General features: G+C 69.1%; 16 protein-coding genes. 11 read left to right on the top strand and 5 right to left on the bottom strand.

Annotated elements, in window-relative coordinates; all coding sequences use genetic code 11:
• Positions 1-230 precede the first annotated feature (230 nt).
• From CQ045_RS18035 to CQ045_RS18010, 7 genes are read left to right on the top strand one after another with little or no spacing between them, the layout of a single operon-like run.
• On the top strand, positions 231-1,427 hold the full coding sequence (locus CQ045_RS18035; protein WP_105726281.1) for a CpaF family protein: 1,197 nt from the start codon (positions 231-233) through the stop codon (positions 1,425-1,427).
• Positions 1,424-2,281, top strand: a complete 858-nt coding sequence (locus CQ045_RS18030) for a type II secretion system F family protein (protein WP_105726279.1) — start codon at positions 1,424-1,426, stop codon at positions 2,279-2,281. The genes CQ045_RS18035 and CQ045_RS18030 overlap by 4 nt, the downstream gene beginning before the upstream one ends.
• The gene (locus CQ045_RS18025) at positions 2,278-3,216 is read left to right on the top strand and encodes a type II secretion system F family protein (RefSeq protein ID WP_105726298.1); all 939 of its coding nucleotides are present in this window, start codon (positions 2,278-2,280) and stop codon (positions 3,214-3,216) included. Before CQ045_RS18030 ends, CQ045_RS18025 begins: the two co-directional genes overlap by 4 nt.
• A gap of 21 nt (positions 3,217-3,237) precedes the next feature.
• Entirely contained in the window at positions 3,238-3,450 is a 213-nt protein-coding gene (locus tag CQ045_RS18700) for a hypothetical protein (protein ID WP_146115271.1), read from the top strand.
• 46 nt (positions 3,451-3,496) lie between these two features.
• On the top strand, positions 3,497-3,853 hold the full coding sequence (locus tag CQ045_RS18020; protein WP_105726296.1) for a TadE family protein: 357 nt from the start codon (positions 3,497-3,499) through the stop codon (positions 3,851-3,853).
• Positions 3,822-4,277, top strand: a complete 456-nt coding sequence (locus CQ045_RS18015; protein WP_105726277.1) for a TadE/TadG family type IV pilus assembly protein — start codon at positions 3,822-3,824, stop codon at positions 4,275-4,277. Before CQ045_RS18020 ends, CQ045_RS18015 begins: the two co-directional genes overlap by 32 nt.
• Before the next feature lie 53 nt (positions 4,278-4,330).
• Positions 4,331-4,714 carry a hypothetical protein gene (locus CQ045_RS18010; RefSeq protein ID WP_308737024.1) on the top strand — a complete coding sequence of 128 codons (384 nt, stop codon included), beginning with the start codon at positions 4,331-4,333 and terminating at the stop codon, positions 4,712-4,714.
• A gap of 13 nt (positions 4,715-4,727) precedes the next feature.
• On the opposite strand, the gene CQ045_RS18005 is transcribed toward CQ045_RS18010, so the two are convergent.
• On the bottom strand, positions 4,728-5,276 hold the full coding sequence (locus CQ045_RS18005) for an NUDIX hydrolase (RefSeq protein WP_181156635.1): 549 nt from the start codon (positions 5,274-5,276) through the stop codon (positions 4,728-4,730).
• A gap of 8 nt (positions 5,277-5,284) precedes the next feature.
• A complete protein-coding gene (locus CQ045_RS18000) occupies positions 5,285-6,544 on the bottom strand; it encodes an MFS transporter (protein WP_105726294.1) in 1,260 nt (419 codons plus the stop codon).
• 121 nt (positions 6,545-6,665) lie between these two features.
• Here CQ045_RS18000 and prfB point away from each other — a divergent pair, with 121 nt between their 5' ends.
• Positions 6,666-7,775: a peptide chain release factor 2 gene (prfB, locus tag CQ045_RS17995; RefSeq protein ID WP_091030353.1), complete on the top strand. Its 1,110-nt coding sequence runs from the start codon at positions 6,666-6,668 to the stop codon at positions 7,773-7,775.
• A 56-nt stretch (positions 7,776-7,831) separates the two neighbouring features.
• Here prfB and CQ045_RS17990 read toward each other — a convergent pair whose 3' ends face one another.
• Positions 7,832-8,929 (bottom strand): DUF2510 domain-containing protein, encoded by a 1,098-nt coding sequence (locus CQ045_RS17990; protein ID WP_105726271.1) that lies wholly within the window; start codon positions 8,927-8,929, stop codon positions 7,832-7,834.
• A 26-nt stretch (positions 8,930-8,955) separates the two neighbouring features.
• The gene (locus CQ045_RS17985; RefSeq protein WP_105726269.1) at positions 8,956-10,041 is read right to left on the bottom strand and encodes a DUF2510 domain-containing protein; all 1,086 of its coding nucleotides are present in this window, start codon (positions 10,039-10,041) and stop codon (positions 8,956-8,958) included.
• Positions 10,042-10,223: 182 nt separating this feature from the next.
• Between CQ045_RS17985 and ftsE the strand changes: the two genes are divergently transcribed.
• From ftsE to smpB, 3 genes are all read left to right on the top strand, one after another.
• The gene (gene ftsE, locus CQ045_RS17980) at positions 10,224-11,336 is read left to right on the top strand and encodes a cell division ATP-binding protein FtsE (protein ID WP_105726267.1); all 1,113 of its coding nucleotides are present in this window, start codon (positions 10,224-10,226) and stop codon (positions 11,334-11,336) included.
• On the top strand, positions 11,333-12,247 hold the full coding sequence (gene ftsX, locus CQ045_RS17975; RefSeq protein WP_105726265.1) for a permease-like cell division protein FtsX: 915 nt from the start codon (positions 11,333-11,335) through the stop codon (positions 12,245-12,247). The genes ftsE and ftsX overlap by 4 nt, the downstream gene beginning before the upstream one ends.
• Positions 12,248-12,311: 64 nt before the next feature.
• The gene (smpB, locus tag CQ045_RS17970; protein ID WP_105726263.1) at positions 12,312-12,788 is read left to right on the top strand and encodes an SsrA-binding protein SmpB; all 477 of its coding nucleotides are present in this window, start codon (positions 12,312-12,314) and stop codon (positions 12,786-12,788) included.
• A gap of 10 nt (positions 12,789-12,798) precedes the next feature.
• Here the strand turns inward: smpB and CQ045_RS17965 are convergent, their stop codons facing one another.
• A complete protein-coding gene (locus CQ045_RS17965; RefSeq protein WP_105726261.1) occupies positions 12,799-14,664 on the bottom strand; it encodes a prolyl oligopeptidase family serine peptidase in 1,866 nt (621 codons plus the stop codon).
• Positions 14,665-14,675 lie beyond the last annotated feature (11 nt).

Here is a 14,675-nt window from a genome sequence, read left to right as displayed (position 1 = left end):
GGTCGACGCTGACGGGGAGGTGTCGGTCATCTCAGTTTCCTTCGTGGTGTCGGGATGGTTACCGCAGTCCAGCAGGAAGCGGGTCCGACGTCTTCACCCTTGCGCTTCGCCGACGGATGTGGTGCCGCGATGCCAGGGGATGGCGGGTGGTCTGCCTCTTCCGAACCGGCGGCGCAGGCGGCTGTGGATAACTTCGGAGGCACCGCGCGGATAGTTGCGAGGATGCCGGAGTGAGTCATCCGTCTGCCCTGGTCGCCGAGCGCGTACGCACGCGTCTGCGCGCCGAAGGCATCGACCCGTCGATCGATCCGGATGCCGCCTGGAGGATCACGCACTCCGAGGTGCGCCGCCACGACGATCTCGCTCTCGCGCGCGGCGATGCCCTGATCGAGGACGAAGGGGCGTGCGTGCGGGAGGTACTGGCCTCGCTCAGCGGATTCGGTCAGCTCCAGCCGTTGCTGGACGACCCGGAGGTCGAGGAGATCTGGCTGAATGGAACCGGACACGTGCACGTGGCACGAGAAGGGGTGGCGGAACGAACGGGTCTCCGCCTCGACGAGACCTCGGTGCGCGATCTCGTCGAACGCATGCTCCAGTCCACGGGAAGACGTGTCGACATCAGCCAACCCTTCGTCGATGCCTCCCTGCCCGATGGTTCGCGTCTGCACGTCGCGATCGCCGACGTGGTTCGGGGATCCTGGGCCGTCAACATCCGCAAATTCCTTCCGAAGTACCGGTCGCTCGAGGCACTGAGCGGGCAGGGCATGCTGCCGGCGGCGACCGCGGAGATGCTGCGCGACGCCATGAGGGACGGCCGCAGCGTGATCGTCTCCGGGGCGACGCATGCGGGCAAGACGACGATGCTCGGCGCGCTTCTCGCCTCATGCTCCGATTCACAGCGCATCGTCACGGTGGAGGAGACCTTCGAGTTGGCCGTCGACGGCCCCGACCTGGTGGCGTTGCAGGGGCGCCAGGCCAGTCTCGAGGGGACGGGGGAGATCACCCTGCGTCGGCTGGTGAAGGAAGCACTGCGAATGCGCCCCGACCGTCTGGTGGTCGGCGAGGTACGCGACGCCGAGGCGCTCGACCTGGTTCTCGCTCTCAACACCGGCGTTCCGGGAGCGTGCACCGTCCACGCGAACTCTGCGACCGAGGCACTCGAGAAGCTGAGCATCCTTCCCCTTCTGGCCGGGCGGAACATCGACCGCACCTTCATCGCGCCCGCGCTCGCCGCATCGGTCCATATGGTCGTGCATTGCGTCCGCGACCGCACCGGCCAGAGGAGGGTGCAGGAGATCATCGCGCCCACCGGTGACGTCGAGGAAGGGCGCATCCGCACCAGGCCCGTTTACGTCGCGAGCTCGTCGTCCGTCGACGCGAGGGGCATCGAACGGCGAGATCGTCGCCGCGTCGAGGTCGTCTCGTGACCGTCTTCATCGGCGCCGTCCTCGCGGCGGGCGTCCTGCTGTGCCTGTCGCCGTGGATGTGGCCGCTGAGGGCGGATCCGGCGCCGACGGCGAAGCAGGGGCGACTGCTCCGACTGATCGATGAGGCGGGGCTCGCCGGCCTCTCGCAACGCACGGTCGCAGCCGTGATCTTCGCGGTCGGATCGGTCGCGGCATCGACAGTCTGGCTCGTGACGGGGCTCTGGGCGCTCGCGGTGCTGGCGGGTGCGGCGGGCGCGGTGGCTCCTGTCGTGTTCCTGCGGGGACGGCGACTTCGGCTGCGGCGGTCACGGCGTCAGCTCTGGCCCGACGTGTGCGATCTGCTGATCGCATCGATCCGGGTCGGGCTCTCGCTCCCCGACGCGGTGGCGAGCCTGGCGGAGTCCGCTCCGGCGGCGCTGAGGCCGGCTTTCGTCGTGTTCGCGAGAGATCTCCGGGCCAGCGGTCGGTTCGAGGCGAGCCTCGATCGGCTCAAGTCTGCTCTGGCGGATCCCATCGGCGATCGAATCGCCGAGACGCTTCGGATGGCGCGTCAGGTCGGTGGGACGGAGCTGATCAGCGTGCTTCGCGCGCTGTCGAGCTCGGTGCGAGCGGATGCGGCGCTGCGGGGAGAGGTCGAGGCGCGGCAGTCATGGATCCGCGGGGCTGCTGTTCTGGGTGCGATCGCTCCGTGGATCATCCTCGGCCTGCTCGTGATGCGACCGGAGGGCGCGGAGGCGTACGGCACTGCAGAGGGCGTGCTCGTGATCTGCCTGGGCGCTGCGGTGTCGGTCCTCGCCTTCGACATCATGGTCCGCATCGGTCGGCTTCCCGAGCCCCGACGGTGGTTCGGGTGAACGCGCTCTCCGCCGTGGCAACGGCTGTGCTCATCGGCGGTGGCTTCGCTGCCGGGACCTTGGCCATCCTCTCGACGCTTCCGCGTTGGCGGGCAGTGTCTCTCACCGTGCGCATCGGTCCCTACGTGCGGGATGTCGTGGCCGATGAGAGCCTTCCCCGCGGTGTCCTTCCCGCAGCCGGGGTGCTTCCGGCGACTGGCCGCACGCTGTGGCGCGGCGTCCGGAGCGGATTCGAGCGGATGCTGGGCGGGGATGAGTCACTCCGCCAGCGCCTCGCCCAGGCCGGTGTGGGGACGGACCCCGGGTCGTTTCGCGGTCGCCAGCTCGGATGGGGACTCGTCGGGATAGGAGCGGGGGCGATCGCGCTGACCGTGCTCGCCTTGACCGGCCGACTGTCCGTGCCGACCGCGGTGATGCCCTTGCTCTGCGGTGCCGTCGCCGCCGCGGCCTATGACATGCAGCTCTCGGCGCGCGCGAAGGCGCGACGCGTCCGTCTCACGGACGAGCTTCCGACGACTCTCGAGTTCCTGGCACTCTGCCTGTCCGCCGGCGAAGGGTTTCTCGATTCCCTGCGTCGGGTAGCTGCCATCGGCTCAGGTGAGCTCACCGTCGAACTCCGTCGGGTGGTCCTCGCGGTGGGGACCGGATCGCCGCTCGCCGATGCGCTGGGCGAGATGGCCGGCCGTCTCCAGCTGCCCGGCTTGTCGCGTGCGGTCGACCAGGTTGTCGCCGCCCTCGAGCACGGCGCCCCGCTGGCTGCGGTCCTGCATGCGCAGGCGGGGGACGCACGAGAAGACGCGAAGCGCGTCCTCATCGAACAGGCGGGGCGCAAGGAGATCCTCATGCTCCTCCCGCTCGTCTTCCTCATCCTCCCGCTCTCGGTGCTCTTCGCCGTGTATCCGGGACTCTTCATCCTCCGGCTCGGCCTCGGCTGACCATCCCACGAAAGGACCATCATGACTGCACGATCCCAGGGCCCACGGCCACGCCCGGCACACGAACTCGGGATGCGCTTGCGCGACATCGCCGCCGACGACACGGGGGATGTACCCGGCTGGGTACTCGTGACACTCATGACGGCCGGGCTGGTGGTGCTCATCTGGGCTGTCGCAGGACCCGCGCTGACGTCTCTCTTCGAGCAGGCGATCCAGCGGGTGTCGGGGCTCTGAGGTGCTCGACCAGGGGCGTCTCGGCGGGGACCGCGGATCCAGCCCTGTGGAGTTCGTTCTGGTGGGGACGCTGCTCACTGCGCTGACGTTCGCGGTCCTCCAACTGGCGTTCGCCGTGTACGTGCGGAACGTGGCCCACGACGCGGCCGTCGAAGGCGCGTATCACGCAGCTCTCGCCGACACGACTCCGGAGGAGGGAGTGCAGCGCACCCGGGATGTCATCTCCCGCGCGATCGGCGCGGCCTACGCCGAGGACATCCGGGTCGGTGCTTCCGGCGTTCCACCGCACGAGATCGTCGTCGTGCGCGTTCGCACGACCTTCCCGCTGCTCGGGCTGATCGGCGTCCCATTCGCGATGGAGGTGGAGGCTCATGCACCCGCTGAGACGTTCGACGTCGGATGAAGAGGGCTCGGCAGCACTCGAGTTCATCGTGGTGGGAGTCATCCTCCTGGTCCCACTGATCTATCTCGTGATCGCGCTCGGCGCGATCCAGGAGCAGACGCTGGGGGCGGAGGCGGCGGCGCGACACGTCGCACGAGTCCTCGCGCGGGCTCCCGACGCCCCGACAGCCGCCGAGGGAAGCGATGCGGTGCTCACGGGGATCGTGGCTGAGTACGGCCTCGATGAGGAGTCCGTCGATCTGACGCTCGCCTGCACGCCGGCGACGAAGGCATGTCCCGCGCCGGGCGCGACGATCGTCGTCACGGTCGCCACGCGGGTGCGGCTCCCCCTGGTGCCGGAACTGCTCGGCCTCGACCGGTCGGCGGCGGTGCCTGTGCAGGCCGAAGCGGTGCAGAAGATGTCGCGGTCGTGGGGTGCGGAATGAGCGCGCGGAGTCCGGCCGTGGGGCGCGCTGTCTGCGAGCGGGAAGAGGGGAGCGTGCTACTGCTCACCCTCGGCTACGTGCTGCTCGCGCTCGCGGTGATCTTCGTGTGCGTGTGCGCCACGGACCTCTACATCGCCCAGAAGCGATTGGACGCGCTCGCAGACGCGGCTGCGCTCGCCGGGGCGGACGGGTTCACGCTGGTGGTGAGTGACGGCAGCGTCCGTGCCGAATTGACGGATCCCGTTGTCGAGGAGCAGGCGGCGGCTCTGGTGGGTGCGTTGCCCGGGGAGGCGTCGGTCGCCGCCGCGATCACACCCGATGGGGTCTCTGCGAGGGTCACGCTCGCCACCGAGTGGCATCCGCCGCTGCTGTCCGCCTTCGTGCCCGAGGGACTGCCGCTCGAGTCGACCGCCACCAGTCGCACGGCGCTGCGGTAGAGAAGGCGTCGGTTCAGCGGGTCTCTTGCAGCCGCGCGAGCAGCCCGCCGAGCCGTGGCACGAGCTGCGGCGGTACCTCGGAGGGGAGGGCATCGACCGGCCACCAGCGCAGGTCCTCCGACTCGTCGCTCACGATGAGCGCGGTGCCGCGGTCGATCAGGACGGCGATCCCGATGTCGAGGTGCGAGGCGCAGGCACCGAAACGGGAGGAGAGAGCGTGGTGGTCGAGGTCGTACGCGAGGGGAGCGGCCGGTGGGGCCGTCGCGATCCCCGTCTCCTCGCGCAGCTCCCGCAGCGCCGCACTCACCACCGATTCATCCCCGTCCTCGACGTGACCCCCCGGCTGCACCCAGAACTGCCCTTTGCGATGGAAGACGAGCAGCGTGTGCTGGAGCGACGCGTCGAACACCACACACGACGCGGTGAGATGGTCCGGCCCCGACTCGCGACGCACCGGGCCGTCATCGTCCCCGAAGAACGCGGCGAAGTCCGACTGTGCCGCCCGGTCGCGTTCCGAGCGCGGCACGAAGGTCGAGACCAGGCGGTGTGCATCGGCCGCCACACTCGAAATCACTGCTGTTCGCCCTCGGAGGGGTCATCGCCGGCCCCCGGCCGCTCCCGCGGCACGAACTTCGGTATCCAGCGCAGGAACCCTGCGGCGCCGACGAGACCGATGACGCCCATCGCAGCTGCCGCGAACGGCAGGGCGGCCACGGCGGTGATGGCCGATACCAGCAGCGGGGCGACCGCGCCGCCGGCATCCGTCAGCGTTCGCCAGGATCCGAGGAAGGCTGCGGGTTCCCGTTTCGGAGCGACGTCGGCGCCGAGGGTCAGCAGGATGCCGCTGGACAGACCGTTCCCGACGCCGAGCACGGCGGCGAACATGCCGAACCAGAGCACGGCCGCATCGAGATCGTGCGTGAACGACAGAGCGAGGAAGCCCGCGCCCATCAGCACCATCGCGGGCATCGCCGCCCACAGGCGCCCGAAGCGATCCATCACCTGGCCGCTGGCATAGAAGAGCGCGAAGTCGATCGCGCCCGAGACGCCGACGACGAGGGCGATCGTCGAGGCGTCCAGCCCGAGAGAGAGGCCCCAGAGGGGGAGGACGACCTGCCGCGCCGAACGGACGGCCGACAGGGAGGCCGCGGCGAGCCCGAGTCGGCCGAGCACCGCGCGCTGACGCCACATCGTCTGGAAGATGCCGGCACGCTCGATCGTCGGGATCGATCCGCTCACCGCCTCGCCGGAGTCTTCGACGAAGCGCTCGTGAGTGGTCGGGGGGACGGGCGGGATCATCTTCTCGGGGTCGGGGCCGAACAGGACGAGAAGCACCATGACGACCAGGCAGCCGAGGAAGAACCAGATCGCCGCGCTCTCGCTGCCGAAGAGCTGCAGAAGCCCTGCGGCGACGAAGGGGCCGATGAAGATCCCGAGGCGGAAGCTGCCGCCGAGCAGGGAGAGCGAGCGCGCACGGAAGGCGACCGGAACCCGAGTGGTCATGAAGGCGTGTCGTGCGAGGCCGAAGGCCGCCGCGCAGATCCCGAGGAGGAAGACGGAAGCCGCCAGAACACCCAGGGTCGGCGCGAGCACCATCCCCACCCCGGCGACGATCGCGATCACACCGGCGATCACCATCGTGAACCGTTCGCCGATCTTGCCCACCGCCCATCCGGCGGGGAGATTGCCGCACAGCTGACCGATGACGAGAGCGGAGGCCACGAGCGCGGCGAACGCGACATCCGCACCCATGGATGCGGCGATGACGGGAATGAGCGGGATCACGGCGCCCTCGCCGAGCGCGAACAGGATCGTCGGCAGATACACCATCGGTCCGAACTGGCGAAGGACCGTCGATGCACTGCTCACGCCTTCACGCTACTCCCCGTCGATCGGCCGTGAAGACGACGAGGTCCCCGCGCGGGCAGGCGGCACGTTAGGCTGAGGTGTCATGCTCGAACTAGATCTCTCCGCCGAAATCCAGGCGCTCAGGCACACCTTCGGCGACATCAGCGAGGTCGTCGATGTCTCCCGTCTCCGCGACGACATCGCGCGTCTCAGCGAAGAGGCCGGTGCCCCCGACCTCTGGGACGACACCGAGAACGCGCAGAAGGTGACCAGCGCGCTCAGTCACCGTCAATCCGAGCTCGCGCGGATCACCGGCATCGCCCAGCGCCTCGACGACCTCGAGGTGCTCATCGGCCTCGCCAATGAGATGGGCGACGAAGAGTCCGCTCAGGAGGCGCGCACCGAGCTCGCGTCCCTCACCGACCTCATCAACCAGCTCGAGGTGCAGACGCTTCTCGACGGGGAGTATGACGAGCGCTCGGCGATCATCACGATCCGCTCCGGCGCCGGCGGCGACGACGCCACGGACTTCGCCGAGATGCTCATGCGCATGTACCTCCGCTGGGCAGAGCGGCACAAGTACCCCGTGAAGGTCATGGACACCTCCTACGCGGAAGGCGCCGGCATCAAGTCCGCGACCTTCGAGATCGACGCACCCTACGCTTTCGGCACCATCTCGGTCGAGGCCGGCACCCACCGCCTCGCCCGCATCAGCCCGTTCGGCTCGGCCGACAAGCGCCAGACGTCGTTCGCCGCCGTCGAGGTCATCCCGCTGATGGAAGAGGCCACCGAGGTCGACATCCCCGAGAACGACATCCGCGTCGACGTGTTCCGCTCGTCCGGTCCCGGGGGGCAGTCCGTCAATACGACCGACTCCGCGGTGCGCCTCACGCACCTTCCGACCGGCATCGTCGTGTCGATGCAGAACGAGAAGTCGCAGATCCAGAACCGTGCCGCCGCCATGCGCGTGCTGCAGACTCGACTCCTGCTGCTGCAGAAGGAGCAGGAAGCGGCGAAGAAGAAGGAGCTGGCGGGCAACATCACCGCGAGCTGGGGCGACCAGATGCGCTCCTACTTCCTCTACGGCCAGCAGCTGGTGAAGGACCTGCGCACCGGCCAGGAGTCGGGCAACCCGGCCGCTGTGTTCGACGGCGACCTCGACGACTTCATCTCGGCGGGCATCCGCTGGCGCAAGCGCAAGATCGAGGACTGAGTCCACGAAGAAGGCCCCGGAGCGATCCGGGGCCTTCTCCGTTCCTGCGAGAGCGGTCAGTAGTTCGCGCCTCGGAGCGTACCCGTCACGTCTTCGTAGCTGTACATGATGCATTGGACGGTGCGGTCGCCCGCGCGGATCCAGGACGTCTTCGTGGGCTGATAGCTGTAGAAGTCGAGTATGGAGACGTCGTAGGGGATGCCGGCGAACGACTCGAACTCGGCCAGGCAGCCGTCCGAGGCAGCCTGGGTGAGGGCGTCGTCACCGGGGAACTCGCCGTCCTCGACGTCGAAGATGAAGTAGACCTCGTCGGTGTGCGGCTGCTCGCAGGGGACCACCGGCAGCTCGTAGATCTCACCCTCGTCTCCGTAGTCGACCAAGGGCAGGCAGTCGCCCACCTCGAGTTCTTCGAAGGTCACCATCTCGGCTCCCTCGATGTCGGACGGGTCTTCGCCTTCTCCGGACGTCGAGCCGTCATCCGCCGGCGGTCGCTCGCTCGGAGCGCTGAGCGGGGTGCTCTCGCCCTCCCTGGTCGAGGTCGCGCCGAGCACGATCAAGGACACGGAGACCGCCAGGATCGCGCCGACCGCCGCCACCGCCATGCCCGTGATCCCCGGCCACTTCCGCCCCCGGAGGAACAGGGAGACCAGGGACAGCACGAAGCCGATGCCGAGGAGGCCCCAGCCGGCGATAGCGATCACCGGGATGCAGGCGCACACGATGCCGATGACCACGACCGCCAGGCCGATGACCCCCAGCACCGATACGCCGGTCGCCGGCGGCTGTGCGGCCGGGGCAGCCCACGGTGCGCCCGGGACACCGGCGGCACCCGGGTACGCGACGCCGGCCGGACCAGGCGCGTACGCGGACTCGGCCGGTGCTGCAGACGCCATCATGTACGGCGGGGCGAAGGGCGCGGGCTCCGGAACGGATTCGCGAGCGGGAGCGAACGGTGCGGACTCCTGCGCGGCGACCCCGGCGGGTGTGCCCGGGGTCGCCGACTCGGCAGCCGGCTCAGCGGCTTCCGTCGAAGGGGAAGCCGGTGCCGCGGCGGCAGGTTGCGGTGTCGTGACGACGTGCTCCGTCCACTGCAGTCCATCCCACCATCGTCGGTTCCCCGAGCCGTCGTCGTACCAGCCGGCAGGTGTCGTCATCACGCGTCCTCGTGTGTTCGTCGCGGTCAGGGGACGAGGCAGGTCGGCAGCGCCTCGGAGAACGTGTCGGTGAACGCCAGCGCCACATCCGGGTCGCTGAAGGTCGCATCGTCGCCGGAGGCGATGACACGCAGCGTCTCGTCGTCGATGTCCGACGCGGCGAACGCCTCGGCGAAGCACGTGATGTGCGCCGGCGTGTAGCCCTCCGCGCCGGTCTCTTCGATGATCGCCGCGATCCCGACCTCGAGTTCCTCGACGGTCGGTCGACCGGTGCCGGTCGTCCCCTCATCCGTGTCGCTGGGCTCGGTCGCCTCGATCGAGGGGGAGGAGCTGGGCTGGTTGTTCAGCTCCTCACTCGCGTCGTGGGCGATCGCGAGGAAGAAGACGAAGAACATGACGGCGCTGATGATGCCGCCGATCACGGAGAGGATCAGGCCCGCGATTCCTGGCCACTTCTTCCCCTTGAGGAAGAGCGAGATGAGGGAGACGATGAATCCTGCACCGAGCAGGATGAAGCCGACGAAGCCGATGAGCGGGATGAACGCCAGGATGGTTCCCAGCGCGGACAGGCCGAGTCCGACCAATCCCAGGACCGAGATCTTCTTCGGAGCCTCTGCACCCGGCTGCGGGTACGGAGCGGCGGCCGGATAGCCGGAGGGCGAGCCGGAGTAGGCATCGCCGTAGGCCGGCGCCGCACCCGGGTATCCCGAGGCGGGCTGTCCCGCCGCGGCAACGGGGTAGACCGGCGCGGCAGGCGCGGAGTACCCGGCGAGGTCGTCGCCGAGCGGGGTGGTCGCTGCGGTCTCGCCGTTCACGGCGGACGCGCTCGGGTCGGAGGAGTCGCCGGGCACGGCCGGCGACGCGGACCAGTCCTGACCCGTGGCGGAGGCCTCGGGCTCGTCGGACGGGCGGATCACGGTGTCGTCGACCGACGGGGCCTCGGGAACGGCGGGGTCTGCGGAGGCCGGGGCCTCGGTGACCGCCGGAGCGTCGGCGGCGGAGGCCTCCGGGGTGTCAGGGGTCTGCGGAGCGAAGTGCTCGGTCCACTGTTCGCCGTCCCACCAGCGCTGGCGGCCGGATCCGTCGTCGTACCAACCTGCAGGTGTCGTCATGAGTCCCCCTCGAAGAAATCGCCGAAGCTGTCGGCGCAATGGCAACTTCATGTATAGCAGTGGGCGGTGACGTGCCAGGAGCATCCGGATGGGGAGCAATCCCCATCCGATCCGGAGACGGACGCGCAGTGCGGGGTGTCGCTCGCCGCCAGCCGAAGGGCCGCGCTTAGGCTCGTAGCGCCATGATTCGGTTCGAGAACGTCACGAAACGCTACCGCGGGACGTCGAAGCCCGCCCTCTCCGGTGTCGACTTCGAAGTGCAACGCGGGGAGTTCGTCTTCCTCGTCGGTGCCTCCGGCTCCGGCAAGTCCTCCTGTCTGCGCCTGATCCTGCGTGAAGACGTGCCGACGGCGGGGAGGGTGGCCGTGCTCGGCCGAGACCTGCGGTCGCTCGCCAACCGCAAGGTGCCCTACTTCCGGCGCCACATCGGCTCGGTGTTCCAGGACTTCCGTCTGCTGCCGTCCAAGACGGTGTATCAGAACGTGGCCTTCACGCTTCAGGTGACCGGCTCCTCGCGCGGTTTCATCCAGCAGGCCGTCCCGGAGGCACTCGCCCTGGTGGGGCTCGACGGCAAGCAGAAGCGGATGCCGCATGAGCTGTCCGGCGGCGAGCAGCAGCGCGTCGCGATCGCGCGCGCCCTCGTCAATCGCCCGCAGGTGCTCCTCGCCGACGAGCCGACGGGAAACCTCGACCCCGCGACCTCCGTCGACATCATGCAGCTTCTCGCCCGCATCAACGCGGGTGGTACGACCGTCCTGATGGCAACCCACGAAGCGGGCTTCGTCGATCAGATGCAGCGTCGCGTGATCGAGCTGAGCGACGGCGAGATGGTTCGCGACGAGGTGCACGGCGGGTACGGCGACACCTCGAATATCCCCCGCCTCGTACCGGAGGAGGTGCGCGGCGCCGCTGCGGCGGCCGCACTCACCGCCGTGCAAGAGGTGCAGCGGCAGACAGCCGACCTCTCGGTGGTCCGCGCCGCTCTCGCCGAGGAGCTGAGCACGCAGCGCGCGGCTGCCGCTTCCATGGAGAAGCCCGTCGAGACCGTGGTCGCACCGGCCCCGCAGACGGTCGAGCCTCCGGAGCCCGCCCGTTCGCCGGAGGTCGCTGCCGCCGCGAACGTCGTCGAGCCGCCTGCCGTCGTGGAGCCTCCCGCTGTCGTGGAGCCGCCCGCGGTCGTCCGGCCCCGTACGCATCCGATCACGCTGCCGACGGTGGACGTCGCCGAGCTCGGGGTCGCGGATCGCCTCGGGCTGTCCGATGAAGACGATGAAGAAGTGGGTCCGACCTCATGAGAATCGGCCTGATCCTGACCGAGGCCCTGGGTGGGCTGCGGCGAAACATCTCGATGGTGATCTCCGTCGTGCTGGTCACGTTCGTGTCGCTGACCTTCGTGGGTGCGGCGATCCTGATGCAGGGGCAGATCGGCGTCATGCGCGGTTACTGGGCGGAACGCGCCCAGGTCGCGGTGTACATGTGCTCCGCCGTCTCCGAATCCGAGACCTGCATCGACGGTGCGGCGAGCGAGGAGCAGGTGGCCGCCGTCCGGGCACAGCTCGAAGGGGATGCGCTCGCACCCCTCATCAGCTCGATGACCTTCGACACCAAGGAGGAGACCTACGCCAAGCTCGTCGCGCAGCTCGGTGAAGACCAGGCGAGCGTGCTCACGGCCGACCAGGCGTTCGAGGTGTTCTTCGTCACGATGAAGGACCCGGGGCAGTCGCAGGTGCTCGCCGAGGCCTTCAGCGGGCAGGCCGGTGTGGAACAGGTCAAGGACCAGCTCCAATACCTCGAGCCGCTGTTCTCAGCCTTGACCGTCGCAACCTATATCGCCGTCGGCATCGCCGTGCTCATGCTCATCGCCGCGACTCTGCTCATCGGCACCACCATCCGATTGTCGGCGTACGCGAGGCGCAAGGAGATCGGCATCATGCGCCTGGTCGGCGCATCGAACCGCTTCATCCAGACGCCGTTCGTCCTCGAAGGCGTCTTCGCGGCGTTCCTCGGCTCGGCGCTGGCCAGTGCCGCGGTCGTGGCCGGTGTGCACTTCGGCGTGAACGGATACCTGCGTGGGCGGGTCCCGTTCATGACGACGTGGGTGACGATGCAGGATGCCGTGTTCGTGGTGCCCGTGCTGATCGGGATCGGCGTCGTGCTCGCCGCGCTGTCGGCCGGCTTCGCGATCAGGCGCTGGCTCCGTACCTGATAGGCTGAAAGGCTGTTCGACCGGTACCGGAAGGTCGGACTCATCACGGCAACAGGAGAGCATCATGCCCAGGGAACGCGGGGAGAAGGTCGTCGCGACCAATCGTCGCGCACGTCACGACTACACGATCGAGAAGTCGTACGAGGCGGGGATGGTGCTCACCGGCACCGAAGTCAAGTCGCTGCGTCAGGGACGCGCCAACCTCAGCGACGGATACGCGTTCGTCAAGGGCAACGAGGTCTTCCTCGACTCCGTGCACATCCCCGAGTACTCGCAGGGGCACTGGACGAACCACTCCGCGAAGCGCATCCGCAAGCTGCTGCTGCACCGCGAGGAGATCGCGAAGATCGCGCACGCGGTGTCGGCCGGCGGGTACACCCTGATTCCGCTGAAGCTCTACTTCTCCGACGGGCGCGCGAAGATCGAGATCGCACTCGCCAAGGGAAAGCGCGAGTACGACAAGCGTCAGACCCTCCGCGAGCGGCAGGACACCCGCGAGGCGGATCGCGCGATGCGTCTGCGCAACCGCGTCGGGGAGTGATCGCCGGTCCTCACAGGCGCGGCTCGAAGCCGAACACGCGTCCGAGGAAGATCAGCTCCCGCTCGAGCGCGTCGATGATCGTGTCGGCGCTGCGGAAGCCGTGGCCCTCCGACGGGTACAGCACGTATTCGTGATCGACGCCACGCGCAGCGAGCGCATCGCGGATCGCCTCGGACTGCGACGGCGGCACCACGCGGTCCTCGCCGCCCTGCAGCAGCAGAACCGGGACGTCGATGCGATCGGCATGCGTGAGGGGTGAGCGCTCCACGTAGACGTGCTCGTACTCGGGGAGGGGCCCGACCAGTCCGTCGATGTACGAGGCCTCGAAGTCGTGCGTCTCGGCGACGAGGGATCGCAGGTCGGCTACGCCGTACCGGCTGATGCCCGCGGCGAATGCGCCACCGCGCACCAGCGCCGACAGCACGGTCCACCCGCCGGCTGATCCGCCGCGGATCGCGATACGAGCGGGATCCGCGAGCCCGGCGCCCGCGAGCCCCCGCGCGGCGGCGATCACGTCGTCGACATCGACGATGCCCCACTGGCCGTCGAGACGCTCGCGGTAGGCACGGCCGTAGCCGGTGGAGCCTCCGTAGTTCACATCGAGCACACCGATGCCCCGGCTCGTGTAGAAGGCGATCGATGCGGAGGACGCCCCCGTGACGTGCGCCGTGGGCCCGCCGTGCACGAGCACGACGTAGGGCGGGAGCTCGTCGACGGGTCCTGCGGTCTCCGGATGCGTCGGGGGATAGGCGAACGCGTGCACAGCGCCGTGCGGCCCGTCGACTTCGATCGACATCGCTGACGGCATCCACTCCGGATCCACGGACTCCCCGCCGCGCACCGCGATGACCTCTCCGGAATCGACGTCGACGCACCAGAGCCCGGGGGCCACGCGCGAGCCGTTGCCGGACAGGAGCACGCGGGCGCCGTCCACGTCGTCCACGCTCACATGTCCGTCTCCGGGGACGTCGATCGGGAGCACTCGGCCGTCGGCGTCGATGACGACGACGGCATCGCGTCCGTTCGTGCGGACCGCGACGATCCGACCGTCGGCGAGAGGTCGGTACCACCGGTTGCCGAGCACCCAGAGCCCGTAGCCGGTGTCGGCGTCCGCAGGAGAGATCGGCTCAGGCGCCCGGACAGGCACGACACCGTCGATGGCGAGGCGATACAGGCCCCAGCGGTCCTCGGGGGCGTCGGCGAAGACCATCTCCGAGTCGGAGATCCACTCCGGCTGCAGCGCCGCCCTCGACGGAATCGTCTGCGGGCTCCCGCCATCGACCTCGGCAACCTGCACGTGCGCCTCATCCCAGGGCATCCGTCCGCTGTTCCAGGTGACCCATGCGACCCGCGTTCCGTCGGGCGAGAGGGCCGGATGGGCGAAGAATCCCGCTCCCTCCGCGATCACCCGGATGGCCGAGGCATCGTCGGCGGCGGAGCCGTCGATCGGGATCTCCACGATCGAACGGGTGTGCGGGGTCGTCGAGAGGTCTTCGCGCACGGCCAACAGCCGTCCGCCCTGCACACGCAACCCGCCGTGGGACGGGCCTGGCGGGGTGAGCACGACAGGTTCGGAGCCTGCGGCCATCCGGCGGACCCGCTGATCGGCGGCGTCCACGAAATAGAGAGTGCCGTGTGCGTCGGCCGTCCAGGCGCCACCACCGTACTCATGCACCCGCGAGCGGGCGCTCCATGGCGCGGGAAGCAACTCGTCACCGGAAGAACTCCGCACCGTCACACGGCCCTTCTCGGATGGCACCGACTCGCCCCACCAGATCTCGGAGCCGACGAACCGCGCGCCGTCGATGCGCGGGGAGGATGCGGCGACCGAGGCAGGGGAGAAGGGCGAACACCAGGAACCGAACGGAGAGGACATGCCTCGAGCCT

Origin of the sequence: Microbacterium sp. MYb66, assembly GCF_002979435.1 — a bacterium.
In the GTDB taxonomy this organism is placed as follows: Bacteria; Actinomycetota; Actinomycetes; order Actinomycetales; family Microbacteriaceae; genus Microbacterium.
This window is presented reverse-complemented; position numbering and strand designations above follow the sequence as displayed.

Bases quoted from the DNA above. Each gene is read 5' to 3' on its own strand.
- smpB (WP_105726263.1), top strand. From the start codon at position 12,312: ATGCCCAGGGAACGCGGGGAGAAGGTCGTCGCGACCAATCGTCGCGCA.
- CQ045_RS17990 (WP_105726271.1), bottom strand. From the start codon at position 8,929: ATGACGACACCTGCCGGCTGGTACGACGACGGCTCGGGGAACCGACGA.
- CQ045_RS18000 (WP_105726294.1), bottom strand. From the start codon at position 6,544: ATGGTGTATCTGCCGACGATCCTGTTCGCGCTCGGCGAGGGCGCCGTG.
- ftsX (WP_105726265.1), top strand. From the start codon at position 11,333: ATGAGAATCGGCCTGATCCTGACCGAGGCCCTGGGTGGGCTGCGGCGA.
- CQ045_RS18015 (WP_105726277.1), top strand. From the start codon at position 3,822: ATGCACCCGCTGAGACGTTCGACGTCGGATGAAGAGGGCTCGGCAGCA.
- CQ045_RS18700 (WP_146115271.1), top strand. From the start codon at position 3,238: ATGACTGCACGATCCCAGGGCCCACGGCCACGCCCGGCACACGAACTC.
- CQ045_RS17965 (WP_105726261.1), bottom strand. From the start codon at position 14,664: ATGTCCTCTCCGTTCGGTTCCTGGTGTTCGCCCTTCTCCCCTGCCTCG.
- CQ045_RS17985 (WP_105726269.1), bottom strand. From the start codon at position 10,041: ATGACGACACCTGCAGGTTGGTACGACGACGGATCCGGCCGCCAGCGC.
- ftsE (WP_105726267.1), top strand. From the start codon at position 10,224: ATGATTCGGTTCGAGAACGTCACGAAACGCTACCGCGGGACGTCGAAG.
- prfB (WP_091030353.1), top strand. From the start codon at position 6,666: ATGCTCGAACTAGATCTCTCCGCCGAAATCCAGGCGCTCAGGCACACC.